The sequence below is a fragment of the Methanococcus voltae genome, from assembly GCF_024807655.1.
GTDB lineage: Archaea > AGJL01 > Methanococci > Methanococcales > Methanococcaceae > Methanococcus > Methanococcus voltae_D.
Map to the genome: position 1 here is coordinate 424,259 of NZ_JANUCR010000001.1, position 20,222 is coordinate 444,480.

Annotated in this window: 18 protein-coding genes and 1 tRNA gene; 13 read left to right on the plus strand and 6 right to left on the minus strand. The window is 30.2% G+C overall.

The window, feature by feature from the left end; genetic code table 11:
* The first annotated feature begins 46 nt into the window (after positions 1-46).
* Positions 47-136, plus strand: a tRNA-Sec gene (locus J3E06_RS01980).
* A 53-nt stretch (positions 137-189) separates the two neighbouring features.
* On the opposite strand, the gene J3E06_RS01985 is transcribed toward J3E06_RS01980, so the two are convergent.
* Positions 190-984: an isopentenyl phosphate kinase gene (locus J3E06_RS01985; RefSeq protein ID WP_013180646.1), complete on the minus strand. Its 795-nt coding sequence runs from the start codon at positions 982-984 to the stop codon at positions 190-192.
* Between the two features lie 222 nt (positions 985-1,206).
* Complete coding sequence (locus J3E06_RS01990) at positions 1,207-2,112, minus strand: methanogenesis marker 8 protein (RefSeq protein ID WP_013180647.1); 906 nt, start codon at positions 2,110-2,112, stop codon at positions 1,207-1,209.
* A 954-nt stretch (positions 2,113-3,066) separates the two neighbouring features.
* Between J3E06_RS01990 and J3E06_RS01995 the strand changes: the two genes are divergently transcribed.
* The 9 genes from J3E06_RS01995 (at position 3,067) to comE (ending at position 13,231) form a co-directional block, all read left to right on the plus strand.
* Entirely contained in the window at positions 3,067-5,046 is a 1,980-nt protein-coding gene (locus J3E06_RS01995; RefSeq protein ID WP_013180648.1) for a 4Fe-4S binding protein, read from the plus strand.
* A 190-nt stretch (positions 5,047-5,236) separates the two neighbouring features.
* Entirely contained in the window at positions 5,237-5,638 is a 402-nt protein-coding gene (vhuD, locus tag J3E06_RS02000; RefSeq protein ID WP_259163680.1) for a F420-non-reducing hydrogenase iron-sulfur subunit VhuD, read from the plus strand.
* Positions 5,639-5,744: 106 nt separating this feature from the next.
* Entirely contained in the window at positions 5,745-6,608 is an 864-nt protein-coding gene (gene vhuG, locus J3E06_RS02005; RefSeq protein WP_013180650.1) for a F420-non-reducing hydrogenase subunit VhuG, read from the plus strand.
* Between the two features lie 155 nt (positions 6,609-6,763).
* Positions 6,764-8,026: a F420-non-reducing hydrogenase Vhu subunit A gene (gene vhuA / locus J3E06_RS02010; RefSeq protein ID WP_013180651.1), complete on the plus strand. Its 1,263-nt coding sequence runs from the start codon at positions 6,764-6,766 to the stop codon at positions 8,024-8,026.
* 15 nt (positions 8,027-8,041) lie between these two features.
* The gene (gene vhuU, locus J3E06_RS02015; protein WP_013180652.1) at positions 8,042-8,176 is read left to right on the plus strand and encodes a F420-non-reducing hydrogenase selenoprotein subunit VhuU; all 135 of its coding nucleotides are present in this window, start codon (positions 8,042-8,044) and stop codon (positions 8,174-8,176) included.
* Between the two features lie 487 nt (positions 8,177-8,663).
* Positions 8,664-9,851, plus strand: coding sequence for a F420-non-reducing hydrogenase associated-polyferredoxin VhuB (vhuB, locus tag J3E06_RS02020; RefSeq protein ID WP_013180653.1), 1,188 nt, complete (start codon positions 8,664-8,666; stop codon positions 9,849-9,851).
* A gap of 251 nt (positions 9,852-10,102) precedes the next feature.
* On the plus strand, positions 10,103-11,410 hold the full coding sequence (locus J3E06_RS02025) for a formylmethanofuran dehydrogenase subunit B (RefSeq protein ID WP_013180654.1): 1,308 nt from the start codon (positions 10,103-10,105) through the stop codon (positions 11,408-11,410).
* A 331-nt stretch (positions 11,411-11,741) separates the two neighbouring features.
* Complete coding sequence (locus tag J3E06_RS02030) at positions 11,742-12,482, plus strand: HisA/HisF family protein (RefSeq protein WP_326480560.1); 741 nt, start codon at positions 11,742-11,744, stop codon at positions 12,480-12,482.
* Between the two features lie 179 nt (positions 12,483-12,661).
* Positions 12,662-13,231, plus strand: coding sequence for a sulfopyruvate decarboxylase subunit beta (gene comE, locus J3E06_RS02035; RefSeq protein WP_013180656.1), 570 nt, complete (start codon positions 12,662-12,664; stop codon positions 13,229-13,231).
* 34 nt (positions 13,232-13,265) lie between these two features.
* Here the strand turns inward: comE and J3E06_RS02040 are convergent, their stop codons facing one another.
* From J3E06_RS02040 to J3E06_RS02050, 3 genes are all read right to left on the minus strand, one after another.
* Positions 13,266-14,024: a hypothetical protein gene (locus tag J3E06_RS02040; RefSeq protein ID WP_013180657.1), complete on the minus strand. Its 759-nt coding sequence runs from the start codon at positions 14,022-14,024 to the stop codon at positions 13,266-13,268.
* A gap of 132 nt (positions 14,025-14,156) precedes the next feature.
* Positions 14,157-14,360, minus strand: coding sequence for a 4Fe-4S dicluster domain-containing protein (locus tag J3E06_RS02045; RefSeq protein WP_013180658.1), 204 nt, complete (start codon positions 14,358-14,360; stop codon positions 14,157-14,159).
* An 89-nt stretch (positions 14,361-14,449) separates the two neighbouring features.
* Positions 14,450-15,460 (minus strand): RNA-guided pseudouridylation complex pseudouridine synthase subunit Cbf5, encoded by a 1,011-nt coding sequence (locus J3E06_RS02050; RefSeq protein WP_013180659.1) that lies wholly within the window; start codon positions 15,458-15,460, stop codon positions 14,450-14,452.
* Between the two features lie 235 nt (positions 15,461-15,695).
* Between J3E06_RS02050 and J3E06_RS02055 the strand changes: the two genes are divergently transcribed.
* The 3 genes from J3E06_RS02055 (at position 15,696) to J3E06_RS02065 (ending at position 19,157) form a co-directional block, all read left to right on the plus strand.
* Entirely contained in the window at positions 15,696-16,214 is a 519-nt protein-coding gene (locus J3E06_RS02055; RefSeq protein WP_013180660.1) for a GbsR/MarR family transcriptional regulator, read from the plus strand.
* Positions 16,215-16,366: 152 nt separating this feature from the next.
* Positions 16,367-17,536 carry an MMPL family transporter gene (locus J3E06_RS02060; RefSeq protein ID WP_013180661.1) on the plus strand — a complete coding sequence of 390 codons (1,170 nt, stop codon included), beginning with the start codon at positions 16,367-16,369 and terminating at the stop codon, positions 17,534-17,536.
* 52 nt (positions 17,537-17,588) lie between these two features.
* Positions 17,589-19,157, plus strand: coding sequence for a COG1361 S-layer family protein (locus J3E06_RS02065; protein ID WP_013180662.1), 1,569 nt, complete (start codon positions 17,589-17,591; stop codon positions 19,155-19,157).
* An 82-nt stretch (positions 19,158-19,239) separates the two neighbouring features.
* On the opposite strand, the gene J3E06_RS02070 is transcribed toward J3E06_RS02065, so the two are convergent.
* A complete protein-coding gene (locus tag J3E06_RS02070; protein WP_013180663.1) occupies positions 19,240-20,082 on the minus strand; it encodes a UbiA family prenyltransferase in 843 nt (280 codons plus the stop codon).
* Positions 20,083-20,222 lie beyond the last annotated feature (140 nt).

Sequence of the window (20,222 nt, forward strand, 5' to 3'; positions counted from 1 at the left end):
AATAACCTTTTTATAGTACTTCTAAACAATATAAAAGAGTAGTCGTGGCACGGGGTGCTGGACTTGGTAGTTCAGGGCGGACTTCAGATCCGTCGAGTTCCATGGGAATTCGGGGTTCGATTCCCCCCCTATGCCGTTTTTTTAAAATAAATTTAAAATGAATATTATATATTATAGTTATTTTCAAAATTATTTTTCGATTATAGTTCCATCTACGTTATTACTCATCGCTTTGTAAATATTTCCAGCAGTATTTCCATTAAAAATAATGGATTTAACACCCGAATTAAAACATTCCATTACTTTTAAGTACATCCCACCCGTCACATCCTCTTTTGAAGATGAAGATAAAGCTTTTTTTACATTTTCTATATTATTACTTGAAATAAGTTCTATTATATGTTTATTCTCATCCCAAACACCATTTACATCGGAAGCATGTAAACTTAAATCAGGTTTAAGCTCAATTGACAAATAGGGTAGTGCGTGGTCTCCAGAAAATATTTTATATTCATTTAATTCATCTAAAACGATATCTCCGTGTATTACAGGTACGAGGTCTTTTTCGAGCATTCTTTTAACTACTTCTAAATCAAAATGTAAACCTTCTTTTTTAAACATTATAAATGATGATGGTTGAATTGAAACAGCAGATATGCCATAATTTTGCAATTCAGAAATTATAATATCATTAAACTTACGCATTGCCTTTTGAATTTCCCAATAGCCTGTTTCCATATTTATAAACTTAGAATTACCGTTTTCGTCTTTTATAATATGTTTTTTTGCAACAGGGTGCCCAAATGAACCACCACCATGTATTATAATCAATTTTGGCTTTTCAGAGCCTTTTGAATGCAATTGTTTTTCATCAAAAAACTGTTTTATTTCTTTACATATTGTTGATAAATTATCCCATTTTACAGAATAAGGGATATTTTTATCACACAAAATACTACCGCCAAGTTTTAACACGATTAACATTATCTCACCAAATTAAATAAAATTAAACTTTTGATAATAAATTATAACATATCTAAAATTAAAAACTATCGTATGGAATAGATTATTAAAAATATATGCTAATTTGATATAAAATATAATATAATATAATATAATATATACGATAAAATATGATATTTAAAAATAAATAAAAAATAAATAAAAAATAATTTTTATTAAGTTTAGTAAGTTTATTAATTCATATTATTGAGGCATTTCTTTAATTTCGGGTAAATTTTCGTTAGTAATTATATATATTGGTTTATTTAACTCTTTAAAACGTTCTAACAACAAATCCCTTCCCCAATTAGATAGTGCATAAATAGGTACGCTTTTTCCAGCCTGTACTTTTAAAACTTTTTTCAAATCTTCATCATTTTTCAATAAATTATAAAGACTCTTTGATGCACAACTTGCAATTAAGTCATATTCTGGAATTTCATCTTTATACTTATAGAAATCTACTCCTGTAGTATGTACTCCAAAAATACATATTTTTACAGGTTCTTTATCATTATGCTTTAAATTATAGTCTTTTTCTATTTGCCTTAGTTCATTTAATTGTTCAGGATATGCCACTGAAACGCCAATTTTCTTAAAACCCATTTCAATTGCCTTTAAAACACCTTTTACCTGGTCAATTTCTGCAGTTTTTTCATCCAAAATAGCACCATTTGGATTTGCAATATTTACCCTTTCGATTACTTCTTTTATAGGAGTAGTTTGTACAATTCCAGATATTCTGCCACATAAACCTTGAACTAAATAAGGATTTGGAGTTATTAAGGTCCCCGTACAATCACTAACGATTACCACCGCGTCTAACATTTTTTTACCCAGCGCAGTCATAAATATTTCAGAAGTTCCAAAACTAACAAATTGCTCTTTTTCTTCAATTACTCGGTCTTTTGTAAATAAACCAAAGCTTTGTATCCTAAATTCAATATTTTTCTTAATTGTTTCTTCATTCAATTCTACTATATTTCTATGTTTTAAAAACAGAGGGCAAGTTTTTATTTCTGGTTTACTAATAGATATGACCTTTCCATTTATTACGGTGATTTTTGCATTTCCTAAAGCTTCCATAATATGTATATCATTAGTTTTCATATTATTCCTCGAATATATTTGGATTATAATATAATTATATAGATAGATAGATAGATAGATAGATAGTTCTAATAATTTAACATATGCATCTTATAAGTTATAACCTATAATTTATAAGTTATAGCATATTTTAAAATTGTTAAACGTAATAATATTAAAAATAATATTAAAAATCTTTGATTTAAAACTCGTATTATATAAATTTGTATAAAATACGCAATTATATATACAATTTAATGATTTGTAAATTAACTTAAAATAAAACTTCCCTAAAAATAGCTTTTATTAATATGAGGGGTGGGAATGGGATAGGAGATAAAAATATCTCCCACACGGTGTTATCAGTAGTGATGAGGGGGTATGAGGGGGTTAAAAATATCACTACTATCCCGCACCGTGCATAACATTAGTATTAATTACTCGTATATATAATTTACTATGAATGTACATATATAAATTTAGTTTATATACTAACTAAATATACTAACTAAATATACTAACTAAATATACTAACTAAATATACTAACATTTACAATATCAAATCTTAATATATCTATGATAGTATGAAAGACATATTTATAAAGATAATTAACTATCACCAAGAATATTAATCATTTTAATATCACATTATGTATTTAGATAATCAATTTACTATTAACATTTTTTAAAATCATATTATCAAATTTAAAAAATAATGTATATATATTTGATTAAAAATATAATTAGTTGTAATTATTAAAAATAAAATTATAAAGACGCTATTTTAACATTTCAATAATATTTAACCATAATTAAATTAAAAGAACATTTTTTAAAAAACTATTTTATTTTATAATAACTAATAACACCCATTAAGAAAATTAAGAGTATATCCTTATATAATAATGTGAGTGTATTATAAATGTATACATATTTGCACATACATTATTATTTGTTTAATGTGGAGGTGAATCCATGAGTGACCCCAAAGTGGGGGTTTTCGTTTGTTACTGTGGTTCTAATATCAACGGTGCAGTGGATTGTGAAGCAGTTAAGGACTTTGTTTCTAAACTCGATGGAGTTGTAGTTGCTGACACCTACCCTTTCATGTGTGCTGACCCTGGTCAAAATCTTATTAAAGATGCTATTAAAGAGCACGGGTTGGACAGAATTGTGGTAGCAGCATGTACTCCTAAAATCCACGAACCTACGTTTAGAGCTTGTTTATCAGAAGCAGGCATATCCCCATATTATTTAGAGTTTGTGAACATAAGAGAGCACGATGCTTTCGTTCATATGAATGACGTAAAAGCTGCAACAGATAAAGCTAAAGAATTAATTGCAGCAGGTATTGCGAGAGCTAAAAGACTTGAGGACGTACCTCAAAAAGTTGTGGATGTAGACAAGAGCTGTATGGTAATAGGTGCAGGTATTGCAGGTATCCAATCTGCATTGGACCTTGCTGACCAAGGCTTTAAAGTATATCTTGTAGACAAAGACGAGTCAATCGGCGGAAGAATGGCACAATTAGCTAAAACTTTCCCAACCGATGACTGCGCAATGTGAATTCTCGCACCGAAAATGGTTTCGGTGGCTAACCACCCTAACGTGGAATTATTGACTTACACAGAAGTTAAAGATATTGATGGATACATTGGTAACTTCAATGTAAAACTTGAGAAAAAAGCAAGATACATTGACGAAATTACCTGTACCGGTTGCGGTGCTTGTGCTGCAGTATGTCCTATAGAGATACCTAACGAATTTGATTTAGGTTTAGGTACCAGAAAAGCGATATACGTACCATTCCCACAAGCTGTACCTTTAGTATATACAATTGACATGGAACACTGTATTAACTGTGAACTTTGTTCAAAAGTATGTGCTGCAAAAGCTGTAAGATATGACCAAAAACCTGAAGAAGTAGAAATTAAGGTTGGTACAATTATCACAGCTACAGGGTACGATGAATTTGATGCTACACAAAAAGAAGAATACGGTTATGGAGTTTATGACAACGTTATCACAACCTTAGAAATTGAAAGGATGATAAACCCAGCTGGTCCTACCGGCGGTCATGAAATCAGACCAAGTGATGGTAAACACCCTCACAGAACTGTATTTGTTCAGTGTGTTGGTTCAAGAGACGAGAAAGTGGGCAACCCATACTGTTCAAGAGTATGCTGTATGTTCGCACTCAAAAACGCTCAATTAATGAAAATGCACGACCCTAATGCAGAAGTGTACATTTGCTACATGGATATAAGAGCATTTGGTAAAGGCTATGAAGAATACTATAAAAGAGCACAAGAACAGTTCGGTGTTAGATTCATTAGAGGAAGACCTGCAACTGTTATTGAAGACCCTGAAACTAAAAACTTAACCGTTAGAGTTGAAGATACGTTATTAGGCGAAATCTTAGAGATTGACGCTGACTTAGTTGTATTATCAGCTGGTTTAGTAGGTAAAAAGGAAACAAAAGACTTAGCTAAAATGATGGGCGTTGATGTAGGACCTGAAGGGTTCTTTAAAGAATCACACCCTAAGTTAGCTCCAGTTAACACAAAAGTTGACGGTATCGCAATTGCCGGAGTTGCACAAGGACCTAAGGATATTCCTGACACAGTAGCACAAGCAAAAGGTGCTGCAAGTGCTGTGGCTATCCCGATGTCACAAGGTAGCTTCAAAATTGAAATGATTAGAGCAACTGTTGACGAAGATGTATGTGGTGGATGTAAAGTATGTGCAATAATGTGCCCATATAATGCAATTACATACGAGGAAAAAGAAGGTCATTTAGTGGCTATAACAGACGATGTTGCATGTAAAGGTTGTGGAGCATGTGCAGGTGCATGTCCAAGTGGTGCTATGCAGTTAAGATACTACAGAGACTCACAAATCTTAGATTCAATTGACGGAATGTTAGATGCAGCTAAAATGATTAATAACGAATAATTAATTAAATTTATTTAAAAATATCTTTAATTAATATCTTATTTAATATTTAATAATATTTTAAACGATATTATTAAATATTAATGAAAAATGTATGTAATTCAAAATAAAGTAATATTAATTAATATTAATCAATAATATTACTGAATAATCAATATTCTATAAAAATAAAATATAGGAAGGGATAACAATGGCCGAACCTATAATTATGGCATTCATTTGCTATCAATGAGGTTATGGTGCTGCTGATTTAGCAGGTACCAGTAGGATGCAATACCCAGCAAGCGTTAGACCTATAAGAGTTCCATGTACAGGTAAATTCGATATTACCTACGCATTGAGAGCATTCCAAAAAGGTGCTGATGCAGTATTTGTTGCAGGTTGAAAACCTAACGAGTGTGCATTCGAAACAGGTAACTTCAGAGCGGAAGAAAGGGTTAAAATGACCAAGCAAATTCTCGATGAAATGGGAATCGGTGGAGAAAGAATCGAAATGTTCTTCATGAGTGGAGCAGACGCAGGAAAATTCACCGAAGCTGTCAAAGAAATGACTGACAGAGCTAAAAAATTAGGTCCAAACCCATTAAAATAAGTAAAGAAGTAAGAAAAAAGAGGATGAGTTTTACAGGAAACCTATGGACTTGTAAAACGACTGCCCCACGTTGGGGAATATACCTTTAATATTATAAGGTGATTACATGGCAGATAAAGTTAGGCTCGGATTAATACAATTATGTGGATGTTCAGGATGCCATATATCACTACTTGATTTACACGAACAATTATTAGATGTTCTTCCACATTTGGACATCGTTTATGCCCCAATCATTGCTGATGCAAAGGAAATACCAGAATGTGACGTATTTCTTATTGAAGGTGGCGTAAGAAATGAACACGATGAACATTTAGTTCATGAAATCAGAGAAAAATCAAAAGTAGTGATTGCTTGGGGTTCATGTGCTGTATACGGTGGAATTCCAGGACTTGGAAACTTATACAGTAGCGAACAATTAAAAGAAACAGTTTACGGAACTGTAACAACAGACAATATTGGAGAATTGCCATCTGATGAGATAGTACCTCCATTAACTGATTCAGTTATGCCTGTTCCAAGTATCGTAGATGTTGAATATGTAATTCCAGGATGTGCTCCAAAACCAGCTCTTAATGCTGCTGCAATAGTAGCATTATTAGAAGGTAGGGAACCAGAATTACCTAAAAAGATTGTTTGTGATGAATGTCCGAGAACAAAAGAAAATGTTATACCTGAAAAATTCAAAAGAACTTTTGAAGGTAAACCAGACCCAGATAAATGTTTATTTGAACAAGGTTATACCTGTGCAGGAATGGGTACGAGAGCAGGATGCGGTGCATTATGCCCAAGTGCAGGAGTTCCATGTAGAGGTTGCTATGGTAAAACTGATGAAGTACTTGACCAAGGTTCATCTTTGGCAAATACATATGCTGCTGCAGGCGATGAATCTTTAAAAATTGCCGATAAATCAGCATTATTCAACAGATTCACATTACCGTCAGCTTTGATTTCGAAAAAACAAAAATAATGGAAAATAATAAATTTAAATTCAATTAATTTATTATACCATTCCATTATCGAAATTATTAATTTACAGTTATTTAATTGTAATTTAATTTCATAAATAAGGATTAAATAATTTAGAATTAGACTGATTTAGACTAAAATAAGGACGGTGACTCTATGGGTAAGATTACAATAGAACCATTAACCCGTCTTGAAGGGCATGGTAAAGTTACCATCAAGTTGGATGATTCAGGTAAACCAACTGATGTAAAATTACATATTACTGCTCTCAGGGGTTTTGAACAATTTGTAATTGGAAGACCTGCCGAAGAGGTACCAAGAATAGTCCCAAGAATATGCGGTATCTGCCAAACAGCTCACCACTTAGCAAGTGTTAAAGCTGTTGATGCTGCATGGGGCGCACAAATTCCAAGCGCTGCGGAAAAACAGAGAGAATTAATGCATATTGGTAATATGATTCATAGCCACGCATTACACTTCTATTATCTTGCAGCTCCAGATTTTGTTCTTGGACCAGATGCAGACCCTGCAATTAGAAACGTTATTGGAGTAATTGATGCGGCTCCAGAAGTAGCTAAAAAAGCTATCGCACTCAGAAGAGTAGGTCAATCAATGGTTGAAGCTACTGGTGGTAAAGCTATACACCCGGTAACTGCCATTCCAGGCGGTTTATCAAAATCATTAAGTGAAGAAAAAAGAGACGAACTTTTGGCTGAAATCGATACAATGATTCAATACGGTCAAGATGGACTCGATTTAATGAAATCACTCAATGAAAAATACTTGGATACAATTAACACATTAGGTGTAATTGATACCTGGTATTTGGGTTTAGTTAAAGACGGTAAACATAACTTCTACGGAGACACTTTAAGATTTGTTTCACCAGACGGTTCTGAAAAAATTGATTTCAAACCTGCTGACTACTTAGACTATCTTGCAGAGCACGTCGTAGAACACAATTATGTAAAATACCCCTACAACAAAAAAGTTGGCTATCCAGAAGGATTATACAGAGTAGGTCCTTTGGCTATGATAAATGCTTGTGATTCAATGCCTACACCTCTCGCAGAAGAGGCAAGAAAAGAATTCGCAGAGACATTTGGAAGACCAGCAAATCAATCAATAGCATACAACCAAGCAAGATTAATCGAATTACTTTCAGCTTGCGAAAGAGCAAAAGAACTTCTTGAAGACCCAGAAATTGTTTCAACAGACGTTAAAGCAGAAGTTGAACCAAAAGCTGGAAATGGCGTTGGTGTTGTATATGCTCCAAGAGGTACATTATTCCATAATTACGAAACCGATGATAACGGTATTGTAACTAAGGCGAATATGATTGTTGCTACCACGCACAACGTACCTACAATGGAAAAAGCTATCCAACAAGCCGCAGAAGTGCTTTTCAAAGACAATTAAGCCTCTGGTGGTAATATGGTGGATGAAACAAAATTAAATTTAATAGAAATTGTATTAAGAGCATACGACCCTTGATATTCATGTGCTGCGCATATGATTGTGGAAGATGCTGAAGGAAACGTTGTATTTGAAATTGTAAATGAAGAATAATTTTTTAACCGAACCCATTGGGAGGTAAAAAATTATTTCACAATTTTTTAATTTTTTAAAATAGTTGTAATAATTGTTAAAAACAAGATTATTAAAATATTAAATATCTATCAAAGATGTTAAATATAAAGTTTTAAATTTAAAAGGTTATATTTAATTAATATTCTGATAATTATAATAATTTAAGATAATTTTTTAAGTATTAAACTAATTATCAGATTTGATATTGATGAGATATTAAGTTATATTTGAATATAAAAATGAATATAACAACAAATAAAAAATTTACTAAACTAACCAAATATTTAGCTAAATTTAACAAATATTTATAATAAATAAAATACATATTTAAATTGTAATTGTCTATTATAATTATCAATTATGATTAAAATGACCAAAGTATTGTAAAATCGTGGTTATTTTAATATTCACTTAAAAACCTTCATCAGAAGGCCCCATATTATTAAAAATTTAAAAGGGGTATCAAATGGCTGGAATTAAAATTCAAGAAGATGCGTGTCTTGTTTGTAATGCTTGTGCAAAAGCATGTCCAACCGAGGCAATAGAAATTGCCCCATTTAAGACCTGTAATTTGTGCTTTTCGTGCGCAAGTGCATGTCCAACAGGGGCGTTAGTAGAAAACAATGGTAAATTGATATACAACAGTAGCAAGTGTTTAAAATGTGGAAACTGTGCAACTGCTTGTCCAACAGGCATTAAAAAAGTTGATGATAGATTCCCATACTCAAAAGGACACTGTGTACTTTGTGAAAAATGTGTTGATGCTTGTCCTATCGATATAATTTCAATCCCTGGAAAAATTGATAAACCTGAAAAGGAAATCGCAATACCTCAAGAACCTATCAAAGTAACAGATGCTTGTGTAGGTTGTTCAGAGTGTGTTCCAGTTTGTCCAGTAGATGCTATTTCTATCGAAAATGAACTTGCTGTAATTGACACTGACAAATGTATATACTGTACTGTATGTGCACAAACATGTCCATGGAACGCCATATATGTAGCAGGCAAAAAACCTTCAAAAAGACAAAAAGAAATTAAATCATTCACTGTTACCGAAGAATGTATCGGTTGTGAAAAATGTGTTGAAGTATGTCCTGGTGATATGATTACATACAACGCAGAAGATTTAATCGTAAAATTGCCAGAAGCTTGTCCTGCATGTCATTTATGTGAACAAAATTGTCCAGTAGATGCTATTTCATTAGAAGTAGAATATGGAAGTGCTAAACCAGTTACAGAAGAAGGTTTGGTATGGTACGAAGACAAATGTAATTACTGCGGACCTTGTGCTATAAAATGTCCTACTAATGCAATTAACTTAGTTAATCAGAAAGGACTTGAATTACCTTCAAGAACTAAAACAGATAAAGACCCAGAATTTAGAATGTGTATCAGATGTGGTGCTTGTGTTATGAAGTGTCCTACTGGTGCTTTGAAAATGGGTAAAATTACTCACGAAGGTAAAGAATACAATAGGATTGAATTTAGCCCTGCATTATGTAATCAATGCGGTGAATGTGTAGACGTATGTCCACAAAATACATTGAAACTTACAGGCGATGAGAAAAAACCACTTGAAGGATACTGTATCCTTTGTTTAAAGTGTATAGAAGCTTGTGCTAAAGCTAAAAGAAATGCTTTAGGATTACAATAATTAACTAAATATTATCAATTAAATAAGATAATTTAACATATCAACTAAAATAACCCTGAATCATTTAAATATTTAATATAACGGTTAAATATTTAAAAAAAATGTTTTAAATATGTATTTTTGACCTTATACATATTTAAATTAATTATTTCATTAAATATCAATTAAATGAATTCAAATTAAATATTAAACATACTATATTATATAATATATAATTACCGTAAATCTGGTATCCCTTAGGGGTGAATAAAATGGTAAAAGTGGTTAAAAACGTAGTATGTCCATTTTGTGGAACTCTATGTGATGATATCGAAGTTCTTGTGGAAGACGGCCATATTGTAGGTACAAGAAACGCTTGTAGGATTGGAAATGCTAAATTTATGCATTATGAAGGTTCTGTAAGATACGATAGTCCTTTAATGAGAGAAAATAAAAAGGACGATTTTAAGAAAGTAGACTACGAAACAGCTATCGAAGAAACCGCAAGACTTCTTGTAGAATCAAAACTTCCGTTGATATACGGATGGAGTTCAGCAGAATGTCATGCTCAACAATTAGGTGTATTATTAGGTGAAAAGGTTCACGGTGTATTAGACAATACAGCGAGTGTATGACACGGACCTTCACTATTGGCAGTACAAGACGTAGGCTATCCAGTAGCCACATTAGGGGAAACTAAAAACAGAGCTGATACAGTTCTATTCTGGGGTAGCAATCCAATGCACGCTCACCCAAGACATATGAGTAGGTACTCAGTATTTGCAAGAGGGTTCTTCCGTGAAAGAGGGAGAAAAGACAGACAAATGATTGTTGTCGACCCAAGAAAAACAGATACTGCAAAATTAGCAGATATTCACCTTCAGGTTGAACCCCATAAAGATTATGAACTCGTAAGTGCTATGAGGGCAGCTTTAAAAGGTTTCAAAATTGAAGCTGATTATGTAGCGGGAATTCCTACAGAAACAGTTTATGAAGCTATGGATATTTGTAAAAATACCCAATTTGGTACATTATTCTTCTCAATGGGTATAACAATGAGTAGAGGAAAGCACAGAATCATCGATAATGCTATCCAGTTAATCGTTGATTTGAATGCACATACCAAATTTAGTTTAATGCCTATGAGAGGTCATTATAACGTAAACGGATTTAACCAAGTTAGCACGTGGATAACTGGTTATCCATACGGTGTAGACTTTTCAAGAGGCTATCCAAGATACAATCCTGGAGAAACTGCTTCAAATGATTTATTACAGAGGGGAGAAACAGATATGATGCTAAACATTGCTTCAGACCCTGGTGCACACTTCCCTCAAAAAGCTCTACAACATATGGTTAAAATTCCATTAGTATGTATTGACCCACACCAAACACCTACAAGTGAGTTAGCTAACATCGTTATGCCTACTGCACTTACAGGTGTCGAAGTTGCAGGTACTGCATATAGGATGGATGGAGTACCAATCGAACTTAGAAAAGTTGTAGATGTTCCAGAAGGCTTACTTTCAGATGCTGAAATTATCGGTAAATTATTGAAAGAAGTTGAAAAAATGGAATAAAAAAATAAATGAGTAGTAAATAAAAATATTAAATATTAAATATTAAAAATATGTAAGTTATAAAATTCCCCTTTTATACTTACAAAATACGTCTTGAAGAATTAAACTCAATTATTTGTTAAAGGGGAACCTTTTGGACCCTTTAATAAAAAATATTTTTTTATAATTTTTTATTGCATATCTAAGATATATCAAACTTTTTTTAAGCATTTAATATCAATTTAATATCAATTTTTAATTTATATATATTAAATTATATAATGTATAAAATAATAGAATAATAGAATAGTATCTAAAATATCCAATATAAAATAATATTAATTAATATTAGGTGGTCTTTTTGGAAATAATTCCTGTTTTAGATGTCTTAGAAAAAAATGCGGTTCACGGAAAAAGTGGAAATAGGGAATCGTATAATCCTGTTAAATCAGTTATTTGTGAATCAAGCGACCCAGTAGCGTTAGCAAATGCATATACAAATTTTGGTGTCAAAAAAATATATATAGCAGACTTAAACGCAATAATTGCTAAAAATGTTAAAAATAATAAAGAAAATTCAAAATTTTCACAGATTGATGGTGAAAAAAATTTAAAAATTATTGAAAAAATAGAATCTGAAAAAATCGTGGATTTTGGAATATCTACAATATTTGATTACGAATATTATAAATCTTTTGATTTAAAAAACACTAAATTAATTATTGGTACGGAAACACTTGTGGATTTAGAACTTGTGAATAAAACAGATGTAATATTAAGTTTAGATTTTAAAAACGGAGAATTACTCAGTAAAGGGTACAGTTTTGAAGAATTAATTAAAAAACTCAACGAAAATTCGAAAATTCCAATTATTATATTAGACATATCTTCTGTGGGTACATTACAAGGTTTAAATTATCCTTTGATTAAGAAAATCATTCAAAACGTTAAAAATCCCGTCTATGTTGGAGGAGGCGTTAAAAATATTGATGACATTAGTAAATGTAAATTTTTAGGTGTTTCAGGGATTTTAATCGGCACTTCGTTGCATAATGGCACGCTAAACTTAAAAGAATTAGTCGAAAAATATTAAAAAATAAAGATAAAGATAATGATAAAAAAGATAAAAAGATAAAAAGATAATATAATTGTAAAGGAATTGAAAAATAGATAAAACTCAAAATTATAAATAATATAATAAGGATTATTAATTAATATATATTATACGAATTATACAATTTATCAGTACCAAGTGCATTGAAAAGTGATAGTATGTTAACAAGATATCAAGTCTTAAAAATTTTAATGGAATATACAAGTGATGAATACATAATATCAAACATAGGGATACCGAGCAAAGAATTATATGACGTCAAAGACAGGAAAGAAAACTTTTATATGCTTGGTTCTATGGGTTTAGCTTCTTCAATCGGACTTGGGGTAGCATTGGGAAAAGCACATAAAAATGATAAAAAAACAATTATAATAGATGGAGATGGCTCAGTTTTAATGAATATGGGTTCTTTATCCACCATTGGATATACAAAGCCTAAAAATATGCTTTTAATAATTATAGATAATTGTGCATATGGCTCTACGGGCAATCAATCAACACAGTGTATAAGCACAGATTTAGAAATGGTGGCTAAAGGTTGCAAAATTGATGCTGAAACGCTCGTAAAAGAAAAAGAAATTAGAAAAACACTTTCAGCCCTTATGAATGAAAAAGAAACAAAAGTTTTAGTCATAAAAACCCGTCCACATAATGAAAAAGTTAAAAATATTGAATTAGACCCAGTTATAATTAAAGAAAGATTTATGGAATCCATATGTTCTAAATAACATCTAAATTTTCATTTTTTTTAATTTTTAATTTTTAATTTTTAAAATATCGTTTAAATAAATTTAAATTTTCAATACTGTAATCTTGATTAATTGGATAACCGATAACTGAAAAATCTTTATTTTCTTTATTTTTATGAACATAATCATCTATTAAATCTTTATTTATATTTTCAAAATCATTAGTTATATTTAAAAGATAATTTTCCCAATTACCATTGTAATTTTCTCTTCTTTTTAAATAATTTTCCATAGAATTTACCAGGTTTTTATCAATATTTTTCATAAAAGGAATATAAACTGCCGTTCTTTTGTCATACAACTTTTTATATTCATCATTTGATTTTTTACAACCATATACATAATATTTTATTAAATTATCCAAATCAATATCACAATTAGTCGTTATTAGTAAATCTTCAAGACCTTCTGTCCCTATCCAAATTTTATTTTCATTTACTAAATTTTTTGCTTTGTTTAAGATATCCAATACTGATGATTTAGGCCTATCTTTTTCAGAATTATCCATATATTTTTTATTACCATAAACAAAACATATATGAAAGTTATAACTACTATAGAGATTTAATAAATCTTCTGCATTCTCCCGCCTACATTGTATCGTAAGTTGAGAATTCTTATTTAATTGATTCAGGATGTTTTCATCAGTTAATTGGAGTTCCTCAGCATCTATTACGTGCATATCAAAATTCTTTGTTATTAACTTATTTAAGTTAATTAATTTATCCATATTGTAATTAAATTTGCTTAATTTTGTTGCAATTCCTATCATAGTACCCCTTATATAAGTATTGTAAATCATCAAAATAATATATAAATTTGAATATTTAATAAAAAGCCACTAAAACAAAATATAACTTAAAACTTATATAATAATATAAAGTATAAGTAAATTTAATAAAAATTATTCTAAATCTACGTCTATTGCTTGGTCAGGACATTGCAAAACGCATAAATTACAGTGTGTACATTCCTCGGTATTTACAGCTTTTGGAGGGTATATACCTTTCTTATTTAATTTTTTTGATTTTTCATAAACATTCTTTGGACATACCTGGATACAAATATCGCAACCCTTACAGTATTCTTCATTTATTGTAATCTTCATAATTTCACCATTATTGATATATTATTATCTAATTAATAATTAATAATTAATACTATTATCTCTTAAAAAATAATTAATAATAAAATTATTTAAAATTTCTTCTTTTTAGATGATTTCCACATTTTAGGATATATGTTTTTATCCATTATTACTCTTTCAATATCAATAACCAGCTCTTCGTCAGATTTTAAAATCTTTTTGGTGTTTGCAAGAGTTTTACCAATAGCTACAGCTTCACCTTTTAATGTTTCAACCAGAACGATTTCTTCAGGTCCGATTCCTTTTTCAATTTTAGAGATACCATTGGCATATAGATTTGCCCCATGACATATTGCATTTACCGCACTATCTTTAATTATAACCTTTTGTAAGTGTTGCAAACCGTATTCAACAGGTTTTATAATTTCACGAATATACTCCTCGTTTCCAGTCTCTTTCCAATAGAAATATTCATCTACAAGGTCTTGCAAATAAATTGCTTCCTCCTCAAAAAATGGACCACTTTTAACCCTTCTCAATTCTTGCATATGTGCAGAAACACCTAAAGCTTCACCAAAATCATCAACTAATTTCCTTAGGTATGTTCCTGATTGACATCGCACCCAAAAGAGTACAGAATTTATTTCTTCATTTATTTCTATAAGTTTCAATTCATAAATTTTTCTTACTCTTAACTTTCTTGCTACAGAAGCCTTTAAAGGAGGTCTTTGATACATCTTTCCAATGAAATTATCGAAAAGTTCCAAAATTTCCTTTTCACCGATTTTTGACTCCTTCATATCTCGGTGTAATCTCATAATACAAACATATTCTTTAGGAGGAATATGCCAATAAGGTACACATTTTGTTGAGTTTCCGAGTGCTATAGGTAATGCACCGGTCACTTTTGGGTCAAGAGTACCACCATGTCCAGCTTTTGAAACTTTCAAAATATCCCTTACCCAGGCAGAAACTTCATGAGATGTTGGACCAGAAGGTTTGTTTATTATTACAATCCCTGTTTCCAATAAAGACTTTATATCCCTATTGTAAGGATTAGTTCCAAATTCATAATTTGTTTTTGATTCTTCTTTAATCAATAATTCTCGTTCCATACTCATAATTCACCAAAAATAATAACCAGTAATTTAAACTAATTGACTGATATAATTATATATCATACATATAGTAATTTAAAGTATATAAATTTATAAAATTAATTAATATTTTTTTAATAAAACTAAATACTCTCAAAATATAAAAAGAAATATAACAAAATTTATATAATTAGATAAACCATATCCTTATATAATATAGTTCATTATGTTCGAAAATAATTGAATTAACGGTGTTATTATGTCAACTGAAAAAGAAAAAATTAAGCAAACAATTATGGAATTATACGGTGAACTTGCGAGACTTACAAACCTACCAAAATCAATGGGCGAAGTTTATTCTGCAATATACTTGTCAGAAAAACCATTATGTATGGATGAAATTATAGATTTTTTAAAAATAAGCAAAGGTACTGCAAGTACTACAATACGAAAACTCGAAGAGTTAAAAGCCATAAAAAAAGTATGGGTAGAAGGGGACCGTAAAAATTATTATAAGATTAGTGGAAGTATCCCACTTTTAGATTCTATGTTCAAAAGAGATATGATAATTTCAGATGCTTGTGATACATTAAATAAAATCATGGATAATCCAATGGATGAAGAAACCAAAAAATATGCTGAAAAAAAGCTTCATGGCATACTTGTTATTAAAGAAATTTCTAAAAAAATTACGGAATCTCTCAAAATGTATGATAATGTAGATTATGAAGAAGTATATCGTAAACTACACCAAAATTCTTCAAAAGAAAAAAAATAAACGTCATATGGATAATACAATAATTATTGGCACGTATAATTATGATTCAAAAGAATATGACATAACAAATTATGATTTACAAATTATAGAGTAATAATTAATAAATTGTTGTTAATTTAACTTAAATTATCAATTATCAAGTTTGTGATAAGATGATTGAAGAAATGCTGAAAAAAATAGCTAGATTTTCCGAAAAAAGACCCTTACTAATAGTAGTTGTAATTCTAGTATTAACTATTATTATGGGTTCTATTGCATCAAATATTAGAATGGAAACGGCTTTTGAGAAAATGCTACCTCAAGATGATGAAGCAATTAAAACCTTGTACGAAGTGAGGGATAATTTTGGAGGGACGGATATTGTAACTGCAGCAGTTAAAATAATACCCTCAGAGAGTTCTGAAAAAGTCGAAGATATCAGAGACCCCAGAGTTTTAGAATTAGTAGATTTTTTAGAACGTGATATAAGCAATGTTGAATATGTTACATCGGTGAGTTCACCTACAGACGTATTTAAAGAAAACAATAACAATATAATACCTAATGATATCGATACAGTTCGATACATATATAATCAAATCCCTGAAGAATCCCAAAGTAAAATATTCAATAATGATTATACAATGACTACATTATATATAACCACAGATTCAGGTTCTGATTCTATTAAAAATACAGTATTGATTAATGAAATTGAAAATAGAGTCAATGAAGCTCCAGTACCTCCTGGAACAAAAGTTATACTCACAGGAACTCCATCATTGAGAGTTTTAGTATCGAGGCTTATGAACGAAAGTCAATTGATTACTACAGTAGTTGGTTTATTAGGCGTGTTCTTAGTACTTTTATTTTATTTCAGGAACTTTGTATCGTCATTCATGCCGTTAGCACCCGTGATATTAGCAGTTATATGGACTGCAGGTTCTATGACGCTATTGGATATACCATTAGACTTTGCAACGACTGCAATTGCTTCATTGCTGTTAGGTTTAGGTATCGATTATGGTATTCACCTTATGCATCGTTATCATGAAGAACGAAAAAAAGGAGAATCAATAGAAGAAGCTCTTGAAACTGCCGTTATAAATACAGGTACTGCAGTTTTGGCCACTACTGCCACCACAACGGTTGGTTTTGGTGCTTTAATCCTTGCTCCACTACCTACAATGCAAAATTTGGGTAAAAGTTGCTCCTTAGGTATAATTTATTGTATGTTAGCAGTTATAATATTATTACCTTCATTAATCGTATTAAACGATAAATACATAGAGCCATTCAATAAAAAACTCGTATTAAAGATAAAATCTTTAAAACAGGATTAATTGCTAAAATTAAGAAAAATAATATGTTATTAAAAATCAAATTGGTGAAATCATGAACAAAATTTTAAAAATGGTTTCAATTGTTGGATTATTACTATTAATTGTAAATTCTTGCTTTGGTTTAGCAATTGAAGAGCCTGAAACTACCCCGAAAATAATTCATCCTGGCGATGATGTAGATATTTGGTTTAAACTAAATAACAATGAAGTAATAGGCGATAATGAAAGAGTAGAAGATGTCTATGTAGAAATAACCCCGTCATACCCTTTTGAATTATTACAAGTTAATCCCTCAAAAGGTAAAATAACATATAACTACTTGGAAGATGGAGTTTCCAAAGATTTACACTTTAAATTTCATGTTGATGACGATGCACGTTCTAATGAATATAAAATGGATGTAAATGTAAAATATTATGTAGTAAGATACGAAAACGGGGAAGAAGAGTATAAATATTCGAGAAGTGTCTCAAGAAGTTTCTATATTACAATTTATGGAGATGCCAATTTTGAATTAAGCTCCGACGGAGATGTATTAATTCCATCTGAAACAACCCAAATACCCGTAATAATAGCAAATAAAGGTACTGGTGTGGCAAAACAGGTCAGTTTTTCGGTTGGAAATACAGAATCCGTAAATCCTGTAGATACAACTAAATTTTATATTGGTAGCATATCACCTTCAGAAAGTACTAAAACCTACATATCACTACATACTGATGAAAAAGCTACAGAAGGCTCTTATTCAGTACCTATAACCATAGATTGGATTGACCAGGAAGGATTAACAAAACAAGATACCATAAATTTAGGTATGATTGTTAAAGGAGATTTAATAATTGGATTATCGAATATAATTACAGAACCCAAAGAAATAAAGCCTAAAGATACTTATGTAAGGATAGATGCAAGTGTTTCAAATAATGGACATGGTGAAGCAAAAGATATAAACTTAGAACTAATTGCAAACTATCCATTTAGGGATAGTTGGAGCAGTTCTAATATTAAAAACATTGGAACATTGACTTCTGGTGAATCAAAGTCTATTACATTTTACATAGACGTAGATAAAGATGCAGAAGCTACACATTATGAAATACCTATTAATGTATCCTATTTAGACATATTCAATAAAAAACATTATGAAATTGAATATATCGATATCTATGTAAAACCTAAACCAATATTAGAATTAGAAACTGATGAAATAACTATTGAAAATAAAGATGGAAATCAAGTTTTATTAAAAATAAAGAACGTTGGCAATGAAAAAGCGGAAAATGTAAAAATTACAGCGGTTAAAAATACAGCACAGCCTTTTGACTATCCAACTAAAACAGACACAATCGGTACATTGAAAATTAATGATTCTGGCGAGGGTCTTTTAGTTATAGATGTTGATAACGGCGTTGAAAAACAGTACATTATCAATTTAGAAGTTAGAGCTGTTGGAGATTCCGATATGGGCGATGACAAAGTTTATATTTCCACAGTACCTTTAAAAGTTAATGTGATTGGAGGACATTCAGAACTCAAAATAATTGGTGTCGTAATTATAATAATAATTGCTTTAATCGCAGGATATGTTTTATTAAAAAAAAGGAAAATTAAAATTGAATAAATATGATTATTTAAGTACTTTCAAACCCTATTTTTATTTTCTTATTATTTTCTTATTATTTTCTTATTATTTTTAGTTTAAATTATAATATTGAACCAATTATATAACTTAAAAGCACCAAATTCATCGTTAATTTAATATTTTTTGATATTTTTTTAGCATCGATATCTTTTTTACCAAATTTAGATTTTAAGATTGGATATAATGCTAGTAAAAACAATATATCACAGATTATTATTGCAATTAAATAATAAATTCCAAATATGCCGATTAAATAAGGGATAGGACTTACTAAAATTGCCAAAATCAATAATAATGTGGCTAATTTTAAAGAAAAAGGTTTATTTTTAATAGGTAATGATATTACACCTTCTAATTCGTCTCCTTCGATATCTTCATAATCTTTAATAATTTCCCTTGACCAAATTGCTAACAGGGCACTTACGAATAAAATGCCAATATCATAAACATTATTAACCGCAATACCCCCAAATAAAAATACTGAACCTGTTAAATACCCCACTAAAACATTACCCACGATTTTATTCTTTTTATACCTTTTTGCATACAAATATAAGACTATTGCATTAAAAATTGCCAATAAAGTACAATATATGTTAAAAAATGACAAAAATACGCCCAATATTACGATAATGGTTGAAAATATTTTGGCAGATTTTAAACTAACTCTTCCCGATGGAATGGGTCGCTCAGGCTTATTTATTTTATCAATTTCTAAGTCGCAAATATCATTTATGGCATTCCCATAACCACAAATTAAAAAAACAACTAAAAATATCAATATTAATTCTTTTGAATAATTAAACTGAAAGTTAGAAGCTATTAAAGCACTTATTAATGCTCCAATCGATGCAGAAATACAGTTTTTAGTCCTTAATAATTCGAAATATGCTAAAATATTCATAAAAACACCAACAATCCATAATAACAATGACATAAAAATGTCAATAGTAGTATTAATAATTTCATAGGATACCTATTAAAAATTAACTTTAATTTTTATATATCATTATTATATCATATAATAAATACTATACTTATTAG